The organism is Spiroplasma sp. BIUS-1 (assembly GCF_010365805.1).
Classification (GTDB): Bacteria; Bacillota_I; Bacilli_A; order Mycoplasmatales; family Mycoplasmataceae; genus Spiroplasma_A.
Genome location: NZ_CP048386.1, coordinates 704,603 through 724,027 on the forward strand (window position 1 = coordinate 704,603; position 19,425 = coordinate 724,027).

Sequence of the window (19,425 nt, forward strand, 5' to 3'; positions counted from 1 at the left end):
ACCATTAATTAGTGCTTATTTGTTATTAAATTAAAAATCCTGGATTTTTTAAAATACTTATAAATTCTTTTCCAAACATAATTGCATCTTGTGGTTCTAAAACATTTTGATTGAAAGCAAAATTTATTTTTGCAAAGTTTGATAATGTTCCATCTTCTTTAAATGAATTTGAAATTGAAGCTATGTAAATTGATATCACAGAGTCATTTGAAAGACCAAAACTTGCATTATCAATACCAAAACTTGTTAAATCATATAATGATACTTTTAACTCTTGATTATTGTACTTAGTGTTTTTCTCAATTTCTTTTGAAATATTTAAAATACTTGAGTCATTTTCAACTTTTAATACTGTATCATTTGCTTCGATACCATTTGTTTTAATTAATCTAATTAAAGAGTCTTTTGAGTCTAACTCTTCAAATTTAGATAAAGTCTTTTTAAGAGCTTTTACATAAAATGAGTTTAATTCTAGATCTGAACCATTTTCTTTTAAAGGTTCAATCATTAAAGTTTGTAAACTTATAAGAGCTGTTATATCGATTTTGAATGAGAAATTACCGATATTTGTTTTATCAACAACCACTTTTTTTTCAGTAATTTTTGTTTCACTTTTTGAATTATTAGTGTTTATTGAAGAAACTTGTTTTAATTTTTCATCTAAATTTTTAATTTTATCTTCAACTTTAGATAAAAGATCACTTATAGTTTTTGAGTTTTCTTCTTTTGAATTGCTAATGAATTTGTTCACTTTTTCATTAACTTCTTTAAACTTATCTTCAAATTGATCTAAATCCACTTCTTTTGTAGAGTGTTCAATTTCTTCTTTTAATTTAGAGTTGAATTCACTAATTCTTGAATCAATGTCTTTAATTTTATCTTCTAATTCTTCTTTTTGGTGTTCGATACTATTAAATTTATTTTCTAACTCTTCACTGTTTTTAAGTATTTTTTCAAGTTTTTCATCATCAAAGTCATTTAAGTAATCAAACTTAGGACCTTCATGGTTAAATCCTTCTTTGTCTGCTTCTACTTTTATTTCTAACTCTTGTTTTTCTTTATTTATTTCAGCTTTGAATTCATTAATAACTTCTTGATTTTCTTTAATCTTCAAGTTTTCTTGCTCTTTGTTTTCTGTTTCTAAAACTTCAGACTCTAATTCTTTGCCTTCAGATTCTGCTGTAAATTTTGATAAAAATTTATGATTAGAAAGTTTTTCAAGAACTTGAGTTTCTGATACTTTTGGATCATGATTTGAAAAAATCTCGATATCTTTTTCATCTTCAAAAACTAAAGCATGATTTAAAGCTAACTCTTCTGTAATAGAATCTGCTACTGTTATTGGTTTTATATCCAATTGAACAATGTTTGTCTCACTTTTAACAAAAACAGGTGGTTGAAATTCATCTGTCTCTTCTTTTTCTTCTACAAAATCTTCTACAATTTCGTCCACAGAACTTATTTCACCAATTTCGTTTTCATTGTTTATATTTAAATAATCTAAACTAGCTAACTCTTCTGTTAGAGAATCGGAAACTTCTACATATTTTCTATCTTCAACTTCTTTTTCTTGTTTTTCTTCAATTTCATCCATTTTAAAGTCTTCATTTATTTGATTAAATGATTTTGTAACACCAATTTCTTCATATTCATCATTATTTAGATTTTGTAAAGAAGAAAGTTCTTCTGTTAGAGAATCAGAAACTTCAATAGCTGTTTCTTCTTCTGTTTCAGGCTCATTTATTAATTTTTCAAGATAACCAAATTCGTTCAATCCTTCTTTTAAAGTATCATTTATGTTTGTTGGTTTTTTAAGCAATGAGTTTATTTCTTTATCAGAAAATACATCAAAAACTGTATCCCCATGTGAAACAATTAATGATTCAATTACATAAATATTTCTTATAACACCATCTATTGTTGATTTAATTTCAAACTTCTCTAATTGTGTTGAAATCAAAGCAATTACCTCATCTTTTTTTACAGGTTGTCCTTCTTTTACAAAAACCTTTTCAACAATACCTTTATATTTTTTAGGATTTTTAAATTTTATCTTGTCCATAATAAGCCCTTTCAGTTAAAGTGTTGCCCAAACACTATACTTTTTTATTTTACACTACTTTCAAGAATATTTTTTAAAAAATTAAATGGCATCTAATAACAATTTTGTTGTTTCTGATACATCGAGAAGTTTTTTAAAACAACTTTGAAATCCAGGGGCTCTATTATAATGTTCTATTTTCATACCTGTGCATTGTCTTATTAAGCTGTTTAATTGATTTTTAATCTCTTCCATTTCATCTTTATATGTTGGAAATATTGGTCCAAATCCTTTGTAGAGAATCATAGCACTTGATATTAAATCAAAGAAAACTATAGTGTGTTCCCCAAAAGGTTTTTCTATAGCAAAATATATAAATGTTATTAGCATATCTTCTAAAAAAGCTTCTAAAGTAGCTTCTTCAATTAAACTTTCTTCAAAAAAACTTATCATTTCCAAAGTTTCAGATCTTCCATCATCATATTTAGAAAATGCATCTTTGTATTTAGCTTCTTCATCTAAAAGTAAGTAAATGGTTTTGTAGTCTTCAATAGTAAAGGCTCAAGTTTTACCGCTTTTATTTCTATTATTCTCTTTTGATTCAATTATTTTTACCCTTATAAGTTCTCATATTTTTAGAAAATCAATTAACCTTTTTCCATAAACTTCTTGGGAGTCATCTAAAAGGTATTCATCATTTGCAATTAATTCAAATATCTCATCTTCTGAAAAACTAAATTCTCAGTAATAAGAAATATTTGAAACTATTTTAGAGCCAATTGTGGCTCACACTTCCTTATTTTTGTACAAAAAAATACCTCCAATTAGACTAATTTTATAATCTAATCTAGGTAAATCTTTTTATACTTTCTAAAGCTCTTTTATAAATAAACTCATTCTTTTCTGCTTTTGATTCAAACTTTAGCTCTTGATCAATTTTAATTAATCCCATATTTGATTTCATTGGTTTTAATTTTTTGTGTTTTGGATTTGTTATATATTCAATTAAACTTCCCAGTACAGTATCTTCGGGAAATGGTATAAATTTTGTATTGTTAATATAACTTAAAATTCCTCTTGCTGCTACCAAACCAGAAGCAAAAGATTCAATATACCCTTCAACACCTGTAACTTGTCCTGCAAAAAATATATTTTTCTTTCTCATCATTTGAAGCTTCTTATTAAGTATTTTAGGAGAGTTAATGAAGTTGTTTTTGTGCATAACTCCAAATCTTCTAAAAACAGCTTTTTCCATACCTGGTAGTCATGAAAATATTTCTTTTTGCTCTTTTCAAGTTAAGTTAGTTTGAAAACCAACCATATTATAAAGATTATCTAAAGCATCGTCTCTTCTTAATTGAACTACAGAGTAGGGTGTTTGACCTTCTTTGTTTTCAAGTCCATTTGGAGACATTGCCGATCTTAACAATATTTTCTTGGATGTCTTTGCTAATTGTTCGATTGGTTGACAACCTTTAAAAAATACTTCATTTTCAAAATCTTTTAACTTAACTTGTTGAGCATTAATTAATTTCTCATGAAAAACATTAAATTGCTCTTCATTTAAAGGTACACAAATATAACTGTTGTCATCATTGTGTCTTGATTTGTAATAAACTTTTGAAAAATCTATTGATTCTTTTTCTACAATTGGAGCTGAAGCATCAAGGTAGAATAACTTTTGTTTACCAAGCAAACTTTCTAGATTTCTTTTGAATTCATCAGAACACAAAGGTCCTGACGCAATTAAAAGTGGCTCTTGTGTATCTAGATTTAAATACTCTTCTTCAAAAATCTTAATATTTTTATGACCTCTGATTCTTTCATCTACAAGCTTTGAAAATTTTTCTCTATCGACTGCCAATGCATCATCAGAAGGTATTTGTGTTTCATATGCACAATCTAATATAAAAGAATTCAATACCTCTAATTCTTTTTTTAATATACCTACTGCGTTTTGTGTAGAAACACTTCTAAAAGTATTTGAACAAACAAGTTCAGCAAAAGTTTCTAAGCTCTGGATTTCATTCTTATTAACTTTCTTTTTCTCATACAAGTGCACTTCTACACCATTTTGAGCTAACTGTCATGCAGCTTCACAACCAGCAAGACCTCCACCAACTATTGTAACTTTCATTATTAATTCTCCAATAACTTATTTATTTCTTCTGCTTTTGCTCATTTATCCCAACTCATATCTTGTCTTACACAACTTCCAACATGTATATCATTTGAAATTGATTTGATTTGATTAAAGTTATTTTGATTTACTCCGCCACCAACTAGAACTTTTGTTTCTAAATTCATACCGATCAGTTCTTTTAAGACATCAATACCCTTTTCAATATCTTTTCCACCACTTGTTAAAACATTTGTTATACCAAGATCATTTAGAGTTGAATAAGCTTCTTTAAAGTCACAAACTTCATCAAAAGCTTTATGAAAAGTTATTTCTAAATCTTTTTTAATTTCATTCACTTTTTTTATAAATTCTACATCCACTTTTAAATCTTTTGTTAAAGCCCCAATAACAATTCCATTAGCTTTTGTTTTCGCTATGAACTTTACTTGCTCTAACATTTCTTCTTTTTCTTCATCACTATAAATAAAGTCTCTGTCAGTATTTCTAACAATTACATTCACTGGTAATTTTGAAATTTGACAAGCCTCTACTATATCTTTTTCTTTTGGTGTAAGACCACCAACTTTTAATTCCCTACAAAATTCAATTCTATTAGCTTTTGAATTATTAATAGTTTGAATATCTTTTAAATCTTTAGCAATCACTTCTAATAACATTTTACAAATAAGCCTCTAACTCTCTAATTTTGTCTAATTTTTCTCAAGTAAATTCTTTTTTACCAAAGTGTCCATACTTACTTGTTCTAAAGTACACAGGGCTTTTTAGTTCTAGTTTTTCAATTATTGAGCTAACTTTAAAGTCAAAGTTTTCTTTTAAAGCTTTGTATAAAATATCCATACTTACTTTGTTTGTTCCAAAAGTTTCAATAAACACAGAAACTGGTTCTGGTTTTCCAATAGCATAACTAACTTGTATTTCTAATTTGTCTGCTAATTTTGCTGCAACCATATTTTTTGCAGCATATCTACACATGTAAGCTGCACTTCTATCAACTTTACTTGGATCTTTTCCTGAAAATGCTCCTCCACCATGACGAGAATAACCTCCATATGTATCAACTATAATTTTTCTACCAGTAAGACCAGTATCTCCTTTTGGTCCTCCAATTACAAATCTTCCTGTTGGATTTATCAATACATTAAAGTCTGTGTTTAAGTTATATCTTTTTGCAACTACATCCATTATGTTAGTTTTAATGAATTTTTCAAATTCTTCTTTAACATAATCGTTGTCGTGTTGAATTGACATTAAAATAGTTTCAATTCTTGGATTGTTTTCATTTGTATAGTCCATTGTCACTTGTGACTTCATATCTGGTTGAGCTCACTTAAATGCTTTTGCTTTTCTTAATTTTGAAGCTAAATGAACTAAGTCGTGAGCTACTTGAATTGAGTATGGCATATAAGTTGATGTTTCGCTATTTGCATAACCAAACATTATCCCTTGGTCTCCAGCTCCCATTTCTTCTTGCTCTACACCCATTGCGATATCTGGTGATTGAGTGTTTATTTTAACAACAATTTCGCAAGTATTTGGATCAATACCTGTTTCTTGATTATCATAACCAACTTTTTCTAAAACCCACTTAGCAATAGAAGCATAATCAACTTTGGCTTTTGTTGTTATTTCTCCTCCAATTAATAAGTAATTTTCTGTAACAAATGTTTCACAAGCCACTTTTGAGCTTGGGTCTTGTTTTAAGCACTCATCTAATATCGCATCACTTATTTGATCACAAATTTTATCTGGATGTCCTTCTGAAACTGATTCACTAGTAAATAATCTTCTCATGTTTTTTTCTCCTCTAAAATAGAAAAACTTCCCAACAAAAGAGAAGTTTGTAGGTCTCATCGTTGGTTTCCCCTTAATTTAAGCACCTAATCAAATAGGTTGCTACCACTTCTTTGAGTTGTTTTCTCTCTGTGGTTCTTAATAAGAATATTTTTAAGTTTTCTAAAGTAATAATAACAAATTATTATATGTTTTTGATTATTAATTCAAAAATTTGTTCTGAATTTTTAGTATTTAAAAGATAATGTCTTTTTTCTTTAATTGATTCTAAAGAATATTTATCCTTATTTAATTTAGATAAAAATTTAGCTATATTCTTTGGCGCACAATAAAAGTCATTATTTGAAATCATTAAAACTATATCCAACTCTGAGTTATTTATGTTTTTTATACTTAATCTGTTAGCTTTTTTTCATAAATAATAATCTCTAGCATTAAAAGAGTTCTTTGATAAATTTTGATCTTCTAGTAATTTAGAAAAGTCTTTGTCATCTGTAAAATCCATTCCATTTATAGCACTTATCATTTTAGTATCTGCTTTAAATAGAGTTGCTCACCAAAGTTTTAAATAAAATCCAAATGTTTTTGAATAATGATTATTAAGCCTAAGTGAACAACCAATTATTTTGTGTACATTTTTATTTTTTGCTAAAAATGTTGCTAATGTTGAACCAAAACCATCTCCAAGAAGAATAATTTTTGCTTCTGGAAACTTTTCTTTTATTTCTCCAACAATTTCATTTAAGTCACTAATTGTTGTGCCAAAATGATATTGATTATCTACAATATTTTCTCCACAATTTCTTTGATCAAATGAAACTAATGATAACTTTGCCTTATTATTTTTTCTTAATCAAACTTCCATCTTGTCGAAATCTTTTCTTGTTCTGTAAATATCGTGAACTCCAATTAGAATGTATTCACTTTGAGGATCTATTTCGCCAAATCATCTAAGTTCATAACCATCACTTGTTTTAAACATTTTCTTTTTGATTAATTCACTTTTAACAACTGGAGTTTTTTTGAAACTTAATTTATTAAACTTTACTATTCTTGCTATCAGAGCTAATAAAAAGATAAATAAAAAAGTACCTAATATAGCATAAACAATTATGCTTAATAAATTTCAAACTGCATTTCAAACTTCCATATAATCACCTTACTTATTTTTAATTATAAATAAAAAAAACACTTTTTGATAAGTGTTTATTATTGTAAATGTATCTTAGTCACCGTGTGATAAATCTAATGCGTAAACATCAAATTGTCCCATAAATCAGAATGCGAAGATAACGTTTTGTTTTCTAATAATGAACTCATCGTTACCCATAACGTTAATTGCTTCATATATAACGTTACCAGCATCTTGCTCAAGGTTAATTCTCATACGTTCAAAGTCATATATTGTTGATCTACCATACATTTCGTTTTTACGTTCAAATTCAACTTCAGTTAAAATTCTTTCGTATGTATCTCTGTATTTTGCAGCAGTTTTAAGTCTTTGTTCTAAACCTCTACATACATTTTTAACTTCTTTGTCTAAAGCGAATAATGCTTCGTGTAAATTTCTAAGCTTATCATGTCTTTTCATGTCGTCATCTCCTATAAGATTAATTCTTGTAATAACAATATTATACACAAAAATATTTCAAAATACTACTTAAAGTGCTTAAATGTTGATTAATTTAAAACTTGAAGTTTTAAATAACTTGTATTCTTTTAATTTTTTTACAATTATTTTCATTATCTAAACATACAACAACCGCACAAAGTATGCCTGGATTTTCTGAAGGTTTAAATTTTGTTGGTAACCCTGTTTTCTCTTTAAAAATTACTTCATCAGGATTTGCTCCTATAATAGAGTTTATAGGTCCTGTCATACCCAAATCAGTTATAAAAGCAGTTCCTTTTGGCAAAATTCTTTCATCAGCTGTTTGAACATGTGTGTGTGTCCCTACTAGAGCTGTTATTTTACCATCATAATTTCAAGCAAAAGCTAACTTTTCAGCACTTGCTTCTGCATGAAAATCTACTATATGTATATCAGAATTGTCATTTTCCATTATTTTGTCCATAACTTCATATGGGTTATTAACGTGTTCCATAAAACTTTTACCCATTAAGTTTGTTACTCTTATTTTTTTATCTTTAAAGTTATAAACATTTGTTCCCAAACCAATATTATATGAGTTCATATTTGCAGGTCTTAACAAATCATCTACTTGTTCTATAAATTCAAATGTTTCTTTAACTTTAAAAATATGGTTTCCTGAAGTTATTACATTTACCCCTTTATTTTTCAAAAAATCATAATGGTTTTTGTTAATACCCTTACCGTGACTTATATTTTCACCATTTGCTATTATAAAATCAATGTTATTTTCTTTTACAACTTTATCAAGATTTTTTTCTATAACATCTCTACCTGATTTAGAATAAATATCTCCTATTATTAAAAAATTCATTATAAAGTTTTCTCCAATTCCATGATCAACTCTTGCGTTGTTATTTCTTTACTTTTTGCTTTGTCTAAAATTTCTTTAATCTTTATATTTTTAGCTTTTAATGATAATTTATCTTCAAGATCAACTAAAGTAGCTGATGTTTTTGAAATACTATCATAAATAGCATTTCTAGAAACTCCAAACTCTTCTGAAATCTCTTGTAATGTTAAGTCTTCAAAAAAATATAGTTCAAAATATTGAGATTGCTTTTCTGTTAATAGATTTTTGTAGTAATCATATAATTCTGCTAAATTAGCAGTTTTTTGAATATCTTGATTAATCATTTTTATCATCTTCCATAAAATCTGAAGTTAAATCTCAAATATAATTATCAACTTCAAATTCTTCTATGTCATTTACAGTTTCACCTGTTCCAATTAATTTAACAGGTATATTTAAAATATCTTTTATAGCAAGAGCTATTCCACCCTTGCTTGTTCCATCCATTTTTGTAAGCACTATTCCACTGACATTTGTTGTTTCAGCAAATGCTTTTGCTTGGCTAATTCCATTTTGACCTGTTTGTGCATCAATAACCAATAGTCTTTCATGAGGTCCATCATTTACACTTTTTTGAATGATTTTAGTCATTTTTTCTAACTCTTTCATTAAGTTATCTTTGTTTTGAAGTCTTCCGGCTGTATCTATTAATAATAAATCATATTTTTCTTCACTTGCTTTTTTGATACCATCAAAAACTACACTTGCTGGATCTTTAGAATTATTAACTGATTTTATTAAATCAACATTTTTAAGTCTTTTATCACATCATTCTTGTAGCTGTTCCACAGCACCAGCTCTAAATGTATCTGCTGCTGCTATAAGTACTTTTTTTCCCATAGTTGAGTAATAGTTTGCTATTTTTGCAATACTTGTTGTTTTACCAACACCATTTACACCAACCATTATAAAAACATTTAATCTTCCATCTTTATAGTTAAGTTCAGTTTTAAATTTTCCACTATCTGTATATGTTTCGTAAATTTCTTCAACTAAAATTTCTTTTATTTCATTAAATGAGTGTTTTGGTTTTGCTTTTTTTTGTACTCTATTTGATATTTCTAAAACCATTTTCATACCCATATCAGTTTTGATAAGAACATTTTCTAGTTCTTCAAAAAAATCTGAATTTGGTTCTTTATAATTTTTACTTAGTTTTTTAATATCATTTGAAAAAGTTAATGTATTTTTATGATCCTTTTTATGTTTCTTTTGTATTTTTTTGACTTCTCTTCTTTGTTTTAAATTATTTCAAAATCCCATAAAAATTCCTCATTTCTCATTATTAATTGTATAATATTTTTAATATATTATGAATATATTAAGTGTAAGAGGGAATGAATATGAAGAAAATGTTATCAGTTTGACTATCTCTTGGTCTAACTGTATCAACGGGATTTGCTGTTGCTCATGAAAATGAAAGTAAGAATACAAATAAATATGCACGATATTTAATGTCAATGGATGATTTTTTATATTTAAAAACACCAAAAGACTTTAAAAGTGATAATTTAAGTGAGATTCAAATAAAAAAAACCATAAAGGAAGCTTTTTATAATGATAGTTTTGGAAAAGAAGTTTATGAAAGTATAAATTTTGAAATATTAAATAATAGCGATAACGAAGTTACTGTTCTTTTTAAAGATAAAAAAGGATCTAATTTATTAAAAGACAAAATAATTCTAAAGTTTAATATTGTTTTATTTAACTATGACAAAATTAATGAATTTATATATGTAATAGATAACTATGCAAACTTAAATCCATTAGTTCTTACAAAAAATCATTATATACAAATGGAAATTGAAGACTTGTTAAAAGATAAGTTCAAAGTAGTTTTTGATACTTATGCGAACTCTGTTTTATATCTTAACGGTATTAATGAATTTTGAGAATTTGTTGATTTTGAAAACATTCAAGATCAGGTTTCAAATAATATCACAGCCATTTTTTTGAATAATACAAAACTAAATTTCAAAGTTGTTAGAGACACTGTTGAATTTACAGGCAATGACTTTGATAAGTATATCAATTTCTCTGTAAATGAAAAAATATTTAAAGAAAATATATTTAGATGAATTAAAACATATTCTTATTTCAATGAAAACTTTAAAGACTGTGATAAGGTATTTAAAATTGAACACTTAGATAAAAATATAGTTACAATTTCATTATCAGATATTTTATTTAAAAATCCAAAATTAATAACTTTGAAGAAAATAAAGTAAATTAATTTTATAAATAAAAAAATAATCCAATACAGACTTTTATCTCTATTGGATTATTTTTTATTTTTGAAGTTATTAATCTGACTTTATAGAATTTGGCATTTTTTTCAAATAAATAGCCAAAGCTAAGTATGTAATTGATATAAATGATAAGTAAATTAAAATAGGAATTATAAATGATGATGCTGAATAAAACAGCAAAACCTTAACACCAACAACTGAGGTTATTAAGTTCAAAATAAAACTCGATATAACTCCAATTAAAGCAAAATTAAGTGTTAGTGTCACTAAACCTCCAACTTGATATCCTGTTAATACAGTTAATATTATTGAGTTATTTTTATAACCAATTTGTTTCATTATTAGAAGCGTTTCACTATTAGATATAATCATCAAAGCTATTAAGATCGTTATAATTAAAACGGAAAGAACCATAACAATATAACTGGTATATTTTGTTAAATTACCAAACATTTTTCCGTTATCAATTAATCTTTCTGTTAATATTCCATAATCCATTACCCTTACTGAAAAGTCATAAAGATTTTTTGATTCAAAATCATAGTAGTCAGTTATTTTGTTTCCATTCTTTTCGGTTGGAATTACAAATAATTCACTAAATATAGGGTAAGGATTTTTGGTGAAAAATGAATTATTCTTTTGATTTTCCCCACCAAATATCTCATTTATTAAATAATCTTTATCAGCAAAAAAATAATAATCATCCACAACTTTATCAGTTACTCCAACAACCTTAAACTCAATATCCTTATCATTTATTTTTAGACTTAAAATATCATTAGAAATTTGACCTCATTTCAAAAATTCCTCTTCAAGTATTTCATTTATGTAAATTTCATTGCCTGTAACATTTATTTCTTTGAAAATTTCATGATTTTTTTCTAAACCAACTATTGTATATCAGACCCTATTTTGTAAATATATATTAAAAGTAGATTCCTCTTCCATTTTAGGGAAATTTTTAAAATATATTTCTGGATAAAATTTAGTATCGTATTGATTATTCAATTTTGAAATATTAGATTTTAGTTTATTTAGCATTTCTGAAATTAAAGGATTATTGAATTCATTTAAACTTAACCAATTTACATCCTCGCTAGATACTTTTGTTTCCAGTGGATTTACTGTTTCTAGATATTGAATAAATTCTTTTAAATAATCAATTTCTTGAGTTTCTTTATACTTTTTTAGTTGTTCAATATTTAAATTAGTATATTCGTCTTTTGACTTTGGTTCTTTTGTATCTTGAGGAATGATTTGTTCAGAATAACTTTTATATGGCAACATATATTTTTCAAATTCCCTAACAGATTCTTTCAAACTATATTCAAAAATAAAACCAAAACTTGTTATCGCATATACAAACAACAACATGAACGATGTTATTATAGACTTACTAAAATTAGGATAGTAAATAGCTAGATTTAGTTTAGCCTTTTTATTTTTAGATAGCTTTTTCAAGAATACAAATCCCTTGCTGATATGTATTTTTTTATTATGAATTGTAATTTCTTTTTTTATAATTAAAAAGTTTATAAAAAAATAAATAGAAAAAATAACTATCAATATTGAAAGACAAACAATAACAGCTTTTATGTTTATATATGAATTTGAAATATCAAAGTTATACTGATCATTTACAACATATAAAAAAATCTTATATATTAAAAAACTTACAGGCACAGAGAGTAAAACACTAAATAACTGAGGTAATAAGTCTCCAATTATTTGACCAAAACCCAATTGAGTGTTACTTGAACCATTCGCCTTCAAAGTTCAAAGCAATGATTTTTGTTTGTTTATTGAAAAAATAGCTATTCATCCATATGTTATTACAACCAAAGATATAACAATAGTTACTATAAATATCACTAAAAGATTAAAAATAAACTTTGGATTTTTATATATTGTGTAGTATGGTGATTTACTTGGATCTTTAACATAATTTCCTTGATATAAATCAAGGTCATCATTATATATATAGCGATTCAATCACTTATTAAAAAATATAGATGATTCATTAAAATCTCTACCATAATTATGAAGATAAACTCCGTAATTATAAGATGACATAAAATCGTTTTCCAATAAATAATCATATGGAGCATAAATATAATCACTATCAACCTTTTTAGGAATAGTTGTTTTAGTAATTGCAGTTCCCGCTATAGTTGTACTATATTTTTTAAAACCATTATAAAATATAAACTCCTCACCAATTTTTTTATTGTGTTTTTTTAAAGCAGCTGGAGTTAAAAATATGTAGTTATTATCTAATTTTTGTACTTCTTTTTCACTTATTTGATCAAAAATATAAAACTCATCATTTTGGTTATATTGCAAATACTTTTCAGAATTTTGTTTATAGTATGGAGCTACATAAAATTCATAGTTTTGATAATTTATTTCATCATAAATTTCATCAGTAGCTTTGACAGGAAATATTTCCACATCATTTTCCAAATCCTGATACAATGTTTTAACTATAAAAGCATTTAATAAATTAAAGTTATAGTATTTTAAATTTAAACTATCAGATTTTTTGATCGCATCAATTATATCTTTATAGGGATTTTGGTTTTTAATTTGATTAACATCTCCCCTAACTTTACCAACTTCTTCAATAAAATCATTCAATAGAGTATCATCTATATTTTTTAATTTAATATTATCTAATATGAATTTTTTAATATATGTTGTATTTTTTTGATCATTAACATCTCTGAAAACTCAAGTTTCACCATTTAAGTTTTCATTTTCTTGAGAAAATTTTGACTCAGCATATTCAACATTATGAAAATATCCGTTTTTTCAAACCGAATCTAAATTATCATTAATATTAATAGTAAATGTAAGAAAGCTCAAAATAAAAGATAAGCTGAAAGTTAAAAAAAATAAAAAAGGTAAAATTAATTTATATAAACTTTTAAATTTTGACTTTAAAAAAACTTTAAGTATCATAATTACCTTTCTTATATAATTAATGTGATTATAGCACTTCTTTTTATAAAATATTTTTTAAAAGAAGGGCGGTAGTCATGAAGAAAGGAATTATAAATATGAAGAAAATAGTATATTCAGTTTTAGGTTTGGGACTTTCAATTCCATCAGCATACTTTGTACAAAGTTTTTCTAAAAATGTAGAAAAAATGAGTGTTAACTTTAAAGATATCATATCTAGCGAGTTTAAAGTATATGGGGAATGATCAAATTCGGATTTGGATAGAAATACACCAGATATATTCTTAACCAAAAATAATAATAGTTATAGTAAAGTTTATGCAAGAAATATCAAAAATAATTCATTTAATCAAAAAAACTATTCTCAAATTGAATTTAATATTAACTTTAAAAATTTAGGTGGCTCTTATGACATTGCAAAACTTCAATATGATTTAAATGTATTGTCAAATGTTAAATTAAAATTCACAACACAAGCAGGTCAACCAGCGCATAACCAAGTTGCAGGTTGAGAAAAAACAGTTGAATCATGAGATATATTACAAATAATGAACTATGGTAACTCCATTTTAATTGATGGTAATAATTATGATTGGGGAGAATGAGCCGGTTTAAAACACAATGTAATTGCAACATGAAATTATGAAAGAAGTAATTTAAGGATAGTATGAAGAACAAATGAGGTCAGAGTAAAAGCTTCAAAATGAACAGATGCAATTTACTTTAGAATAGAATTGTTAAACTACAAAATAGAAATACCTAGAATAGCTTAAAAATTTCTTTTAATAATTATTAAATTTAAAAAACCTCCTTTAAAAAAATTAATGGAGGTTTTTCTATATTTAAATGTTATTTTATAGTTTCTAAATTGTTCATAAGAGTTTCTTGTAACTCTTCAAACTTACCTGTTCTAATAAACTGAAGTGTTTCTTCGATGTTTATCAAGCATTCCCCTGCTCTTTCAAGGTTTTTTAATTGTCTTACTATTGTTATTATTTTTTTAGATTCAATTTCATTTTTAGCTTCAAAGTTTCTTGCAGCTAAAATATTAGAAAGGTTTGCAAATTCTGTACTTAATAATTCTTCTGTTTTTAAAACTTTTTGATGTTGGTCATTATCATAGTTTTCAATTAAAGAAGAAACGATGTTCAACATTGTATTTACAAGATCAAACATTTTTGAAATATAATCTATTTCAATTGGTTCTGGCTTGTATTTAATTGTAAAAGCACAAATGTGTTTTGCCACGTCAGCAATTCTTTCAATCTCACGACTAATAAGAACTCCACCAACTGCTAATCTTAAATCACCAGCAACCATTTGTTGTTTTGCTATTTTTCACAATGCCATTTTTGTAAAACTATTTTGAAGATCATTTATTTTTAAATCGCCTTCAACAACTTCTTTTGCTAAATCCAAGTTTTGTGATTTCAGAGATTCAAAAGTGTTAGCATATTGAGACTTAGTAGCTTCAACTAATCTGATTAATTCTCTTTTAATACTTTTTATATCATTATCCAAAATTTTATTGTATGACATTTTCTTTTCCCCCTATCCGAATCTTCCTGAAATATAATCTTCTGTTTTTTGGTTTTTTGGATTTGTAAATATTTTTTTAGTTCTATCGTGTTCAATTAATTCTCCTTGTAAGAAGAATGCAGTATAATCACTTACTCTTGTGGCTTGTGCCATTGAGTGGGTAACTATTACTATTGTATATTCATTTTTAAGTTTTAGAATAAGTTCCTCTACTTTTAAAGTTGCAATTGGATCTAAAGCACTTGTTGGTTCATCCATTAGTAAGATTTTTGGTCTCATAGCAATAGCTCTTGCAATACACAATCTTTGTTGTTGACCTCCACTTAAACCTAAAGCTGAATCTCTTAGATAATCTTTTACATCATCTCAAAGCGCCGCTTTTCTTAGTGAGTCTTCTACAATTTGATTTAATGCATTTTTATCAGTGATTCCTTGGTTTCTTGGACCGAATGCTACATTATCATAAATTGACATTGGAAATGGGTTTGCTTTTTGAAATACCATTCCAACTTCAGTTCTTAATTTAACTACATCTGTTCCTTTTTCATAAACATCTTTACCATGAACTTTGATTTGTCCATCAATTGCAATGTTATCAACTAAATCATTCATTCTGTTTATTGATCTTAACAGTGTAGATTTACCACAACCAGAAGGACCAATAAATGCAGTAACTGTATTTTCTTTAACTGCCATATTAATATTAAATAAAGCTTGTTTATCTCCACCATGATAATAGAAATTAAAGTTTTCAACTTCTATTACATTAGGTCTTTGTTTTAAAGGTAATTTTTTAGGTTTTTGAAATATCTTCTCTTCTGATAAAAGTTCTAACTCTTCAGTATTTGAAGACTCATTATCTAATAAGTTTTTATTTTCTGCCATTTTTTAGCCCTCCTTCTCTTCTATTTGTTTTTTTACACCTTTTTTAGTGTTATTTTTTGCTTCTAATTTAATTGTTTTGATAACATTATTCCTTATTTTTGCATTTTTGAAATGTATTTTTATTCTTTTAAAATTAAATAAGCTTATTCATTTTCTATAAATAATCAATGTGTCTTTTTTAGTTTTTTTAGCTACTTTTTGAATACTTGAAAGTGTAAACAATGATATAAATGCTTTTAGTTTAACTTTGAAAGGTACTTTTTTATGTATTGGATTTAATTTAACTCCAATATATTTACTTAAGAAGTTTAGTCCTAATACAAGTAATATAGTAACTAATGCAATTTGATAAGCTATTCCAAGAGTATGAGGATCATTTCCCTCTGATGCCATCATATATATTTGAGTTGTTAAAGTAGCTCCTGATGAGAAGAAACCTTCTCCTGGCATTCTAACTGCAGTTCCTAATGTTAAGTAAACAGGAGCTGACTCTCCTATAATTCTTGCAACAGCTAATATTGTTCCTGTAACAAGACCTTTTGTTGCGTTTGGTATAACTACTTTAAATAGTACTCCAGTTTTTGTCATTCCCATACCATAAGCAGCTTCTTTATAAAGAGAAGGCACTGATGTTATTGAGTCTTCAAAAGAAGTAATCATAGAAGGTAGTATAACCATTGTCATAGTTAAACTTGCTGCGAAAATAGACATAGGTATTTTCATAGCAACAACAAATAAACTTAAACCAAATACCCCAAAAACAATACTTGGTGTTGATGCCAATACGTTAATTGAGAATCTTATAACTTTTGCAAACTTACTATCTTTGTGAGCATATTCTGCTAAATATATCGCAACAACTAATGCTAAAGGTATTGCAAATATTATTGTTGCCAACACTAATAGAATTGTTGTAAATATAAGCGCAAAAATACCACTTCTTTGTCCTTCAATTTCAACAAAGGCATGAGAATCAAATCCTCCAATTCCTTTTACTGTAACTGTAAGTAAAATTCAACTTGTAAATCCAATAATTATAGCTGTTGAACTTATCATAAAGAAGTTCAAGATTACACTTTCCAATTTTTTAGTGAATCTTTTTTCTGTATATGTTTGAACCAAAATATTCAAGTTGTGACTGTCATATTCATAGTTATTTTCTCTAGATTTAATTCTTCTTGGTCTAGCTTTTTTAATTGATTTTGCTTTCTTTTTATTAATATTTCCTACCGCAATTATTAATAAGTTAATTATGATAACAATTATAAATAAAACAAATCCAATTGCATAAAGTGCTGATTCATGAGTTGTACCATGATTTTCTAACATTTCTAAACCAATTGTTCCAGCCAATGTTCTTATTGAAGAGAATATAAACCCAATAAATCCATCATCAGTATTTAAACCTTTTGTTGAGTTACCAGCAATTAAAATAACTGCCATTGTTTCTCCAATTATTCTAGCAACTCCAGTAATAATTGCAGTTATTATTTTTGGCATAGCAGATACTAGAACTACTCCAAAAGTAGTTTTTTCTTTTGTCATACCCAACCCTAATGAAGCATATCTGTGTCCTTCTGGAACAGCTTCGATTGCATTAATAGATAATGTAATCATTGTTGGTAATGCCATGAAAGCTAAAGTTAAACTTGCTGTCATCATGTTACCACTTGATGGAGCTCCCATTGCAACAAAAATTGGTCCAATTTGATCTAATGCAAATAAACCAAACACAACTGAAGGAATACCTGCCAATAGTTGAATTACTGTTACTACAAACTTTTTAGTTTTGTTTTTTAAATATTCAGTAATAAATAATGAACTGAATATTGTTAAAGGAATTGCAAAAAGCAATGTTATGAACATCATCATTAATGTTGAAAGGATAATTTTCCCTAGTCCGTAACTTGCCCCTTCTGCTCCATCTTTTCCTGGTGCTCAATTACCAGAAAATAAGAATTTAAAGAATGAAAATTCTTGAAAAACAGGCACTGATTTATAAAGAATGAAACCAACTAAAATAGCCAATATAAGAAGTACAACTGTTGTTATAAAAAATATTGATATTTTAGTTGTTAAATCCATTTTTGAAGTCTTTGCCTTTGGAAGACTTTTTGCATTATGTTTAAGCATAAGTACCTCCAATGATTGTCTTGTATTTCATGTTTTTTACAAGCCCTTCACTTTTAAATACATTATCAGACTTTTCAGAGTTAATAAAATCAAATAATTTCATTAACTCATCATATTTGTCACTATGAGTATTAAAAATTGTTATAAATGGTCTTTTGAAAGTGTATGTATCTCTTATAAATTCATCTACATTCTTACCTTCAATTTCAACCCATTCATTATCTATAAATTCAAAGGGTTTTTCTTCTTCTCCAATAGGTAATTTGTAATCATCAATACCAGCTAAATTTATTGGTCCATCTGTAGTTAATTGTTTTAAAAATGCATTTGAAACATATCCTACACTAGGCGCTCTTTGCATATTTTCAATCATAGAACCATTTGAGTTAACAACGTTTGAGTTAGGCATATTTTTAACTCCAGTTAAATCAGAAAAAGCCGATCTTGTTCCAGACCCATCTTCTCTAGTGTATGTAACTATTTTTTGTTTTGCTTGAGAATTTATAAGATTTATAAAATCATTTTTAGTAGCTTCATCTAAACTTTTATTTTGAATTATCAATTCATAAGCAATATCTTCTCAGTTTTTTGAACCACTATAAATATCAGATATCATTTTTTTACCTGAACCATTTTCTAAATCAAAGTTCATTAAATCATTTAATGTTAATACTTTATTTTCACCATATTTAATTTCTTGTCCTCAATATGAAGGAGAATTATATATAATACCAATTGCATCAATTGCAAATTCAAGAGCAACATATGATTTGTCTCTTGATTCACCAGAATGAGGTTCTTCTACTTTATCAAAGTCATATTCTTTAATTGATCCTTGCGTTTTACAAGAATCTGCATACTGAGATTTAGGTTTAAAATCACTAAAGAAAGTATTTCCTTTAGTTAAAGTACCTTCATTGATATCTTTTGAGATAAAACCAGCAGAGTACATATCTTTTTCTACACCACTCACTCCAGCTTGACTACCTGTTGAGTTGTAAACAAAGTCCACTTTGGTTTCATCATGATATTCTTTTGTAAGTTTTTGCATAAATGGATTTACACTTGTACTTCCACCTAAAATGATTGAATTTTTCGGTACTGCTGCACTTCAAATTCATAGACCTAATATTACTGACAAGAATATCAATAATATTATGCTTATCTTCTTACTCATAA

17 protein-coding genes are annotated in these 19,425 nt (G+C 26.6%); 2 read left to right on the top strand and 15 right to left on the bottom strand.

Features of this window, described 5'->3' with window-relative positions; translation table 4 throughout:
* Positions 1-25: 25 nt before the first annotated feature.
* The 10 genes from SBIUS_RS03370 to ftsY all read right to left on the bottom strand — a co-directional run bounded on the left by SBIUS_RS03370 (position 26) and on the right by ftsY (position 9,742).
* The gene (locus tag SBIUS_RS03370; protein WP_162685079.1) at positions 26-2,062 is read right to left on the bottom strand and encodes a biotin/lipoyl-containing protein; all 2,037 of its coding nucleotides are present in this window, start codon (positions 2,060-2,062) and stop codon (positions 26-28) included.
* 81 nt (positions 2,063-2,143) lie between these two features.
* Positions 2,144-2,851, bottom strand: a complete 708-nt coding sequence (locus SBIUS_RS03375) for a hypothetical protein (protein ID WP_162685080.1) — start codon at positions 2,849-2,851, stop codon at positions 2,144-2,146.
* A gap of 37 nt (positions 2,852-2,888) precedes the next feature.
* Positions 2,889-4,184 (bottom strand): methylenetetrahydrofolate--tRNA-(uracil(54)-C(5))-methyltransferase (FADH(2)-oxidizing) TrmFO, encoded by a 1,296-nt coding sequence (gene trmFO / locus SBIUS_RS03380; RefSeq protein WP_162685279.1) that lies wholly within the window; start codon positions 4,182-4,184, stop codon positions 2,889-2,891.
* The gene (locus tag SBIUS_RS03385) at positions 4,181-4,840 is read right to left on the bottom strand and encodes a copper homeostasis protein CutC (RefSeq protein ID WP_162685081.1); all 660 of its coding nucleotides are present in this window, start codon (positions 4,838-4,840) and stop codon (positions 4,181-4,183) included. The genes trmFO and SBIUS_RS03385 overlap by 4 nt, the downstream gene beginning before the upstream one ends.
* A gap of 1 nt (position 4,841) precedes the next feature.
* Entirely contained in the window at positions 4,842-5,975 is a 1,134-nt protein-coding gene (gene metK / locus SBIUS_RS03390) for a methionine adenosyltransferase (RefSeq protein WP_162685082.1), read from the bottom strand.
* Positions 5,976-6,159: 184 nt separating this feature from the next.
* Complete coding sequence (locus SBIUS_RS03395; RefSeq protein WP_162685083.1) at positions 6,160-7,125, bottom strand: serine aminopeptidase domain-containing protein; 966 nt, start codon at positions 7,123-7,125, stop codon at positions 6,160-6,162.
* A 75-nt stretch (positions 7,126-7,200) separates the two neighbouring features.
* Positions 7,201-7,566 (bottom strand): hypothetical protein, encoded by a 366-nt coding sequence (locus SBIUS_RS03400; RefSeq protein WP_101780931.1) that lies wholly within the window; start codon positions 7,564-7,566, stop codon positions 7,201-7,203.
* A 109-nt stretch (positions 7,567-7,675) separates the two neighbouring features.
* The gene (locus SBIUS_RS03405; RefSeq protein ID WP_162685084.1) at positions 7,676-8,440 is read right to left on the bottom strand and encodes a TIGR00282 family metallophosphoesterase; all 765 of its coding nucleotides are present in this window, start codon (positions 8,438-8,440) and stop codon (positions 7,676-7,678) included.
* Positions 8,440-8,763 (bottom strand): YlxM family DNA-binding protein, encoded by a 324-nt coding sequence (gene ylxM / locus SBIUS_RS03410; RefSeq protein ID WP_162685085.1) that lies wholly within the window; start codon positions 8,761-8,763, stop codon positions 8,440-8,442. The genes SBIUS_RS03405 and ylxM overlap by 1 nt, the downstream gene beginning before the upstream one ends.
* Positions 8,756-9,742 (bottom strand): signal recognition particle-docking protein FtsY, encoded by a 987-nt coding sequence (gene ftsY, locus SBIUS_RS03415; RefSeq protein WP_162685086.1) that lies wholly within the window; start codon positions 9,740-9,742, stop codon positions 8,756-8,758. The genes ylxM and ftsY overlap by 8 nt, the downstream gene beginning before the upstream one ends.
* Positions 9,743-9,822: 80 nt before the next feature.
* Between ftsY and SBIUS_RS03420 the strand changes: the two genes are divergently transcribed.
* Positions 9,823-10,707 carry a hypothetical protein gene (locus SBIUS_RS03420; RefSeq protein ID WP_162685087.1) on the top strand — a complete coding sequence of 295 codons (885 nt, stop codon included), beginning with the start codon at positions 9,823-9,825 and terminating at the stop codon, positions 10,705-10,707.
* 75 nt (positions 10,708-10,782) lie between these two features.
* Here the strand turns inward: SBIUS_RS03420 and SBIUS_RS03425 are convergent, their stop codons facing one another.
* Entirely contained in the window at positions 10,783-13,593 is a 2,811-nt protein-coding gene (locus tag SBIUS_RS03425) for an ABC transporter permease (protein ID WP_162685088.1), read from the bottom strand.
* A gap of 194 nt (positions 13,594-13,787) precedes the next feature.
* On the opposite strand from SBIUS_RS03425, the gene SBIUS_RS03430 reads away from it, so the two are divergent.
* Positions 13,788-14,462 carry a hypothetical protein gene (locus SBIUS_RS03430; protein WP_162685089.1) on the top strand — a complete coding sequence of 225 codons (675 nt, stop codon included), beginning with the start codon at positions 13,788-13,790 and terminating at the stop codon, positions 14,460-14,462.
* A 76-nt stretch (positions 14,463-14,538) separates the two neighbouring features.
* On the opposite strand, the gene phoU is transcribed toward SBIUS_RS03430, so the two are convergent.
* The 4 genes from phoU to ptsS are packed head-to-tail and all read right to left on the bottom strand — an operon-like array spanning position 14,539 to position 19,423.
* Positions 14,539-15,228, bottom strand: coding sequence for a phosphate signaling complex protein PhoU (gene phoU / locus SBIUS_RS03435; RefSeq protein ID WP_162685090.1), 690 nt, complete (start codon positions 15,226-15,228; stop codon positions 14,539-14,541).
* Between the two features lie 12 nt (positions 15,229-15,240).
* The gene (gene pstB, locus SBIUS_RS03440) at positions 15,241-16,113 is read right to left on the bottom strand and encodes a phosphate ABC transporter ATP-binding protein PstB (RefSeq protein ID WP_162685091.1); all 873 of its coding nucleotides are present in this window, start codon (positions 16,111-16,113) and stop codon (positions 15,241-15,243) included.
* 3 nt (positions 16,114-16,116) lie between these two features.
* A complete protein-coding gene (gene pstA, locus SBIUS_RS03445; RefSeq protein WP_162685092.1) occupies positions 16,117-18,246 on the bottom strand; it encodes a phosphate ABC transporter permease PstA in 2,130 nt (709 codons plus the stop codon).
* Positions 18,239-19,423, bottom strand: a complete 1,185-nt coding sequence (gene ptsS, locus SBIUS_RS03450; protein WP_162685093.1) for a phosphate ABC transporter substrate-binding protein — start codon at positions 19,421-19,423, stop codon at positions 18,239-18,241. Before ptsS ends, pstA begins: the two co-directional genes overlap by 8 nt.
* Positions 19,424-19,425 lie beyond the last annotated feature (2 nt).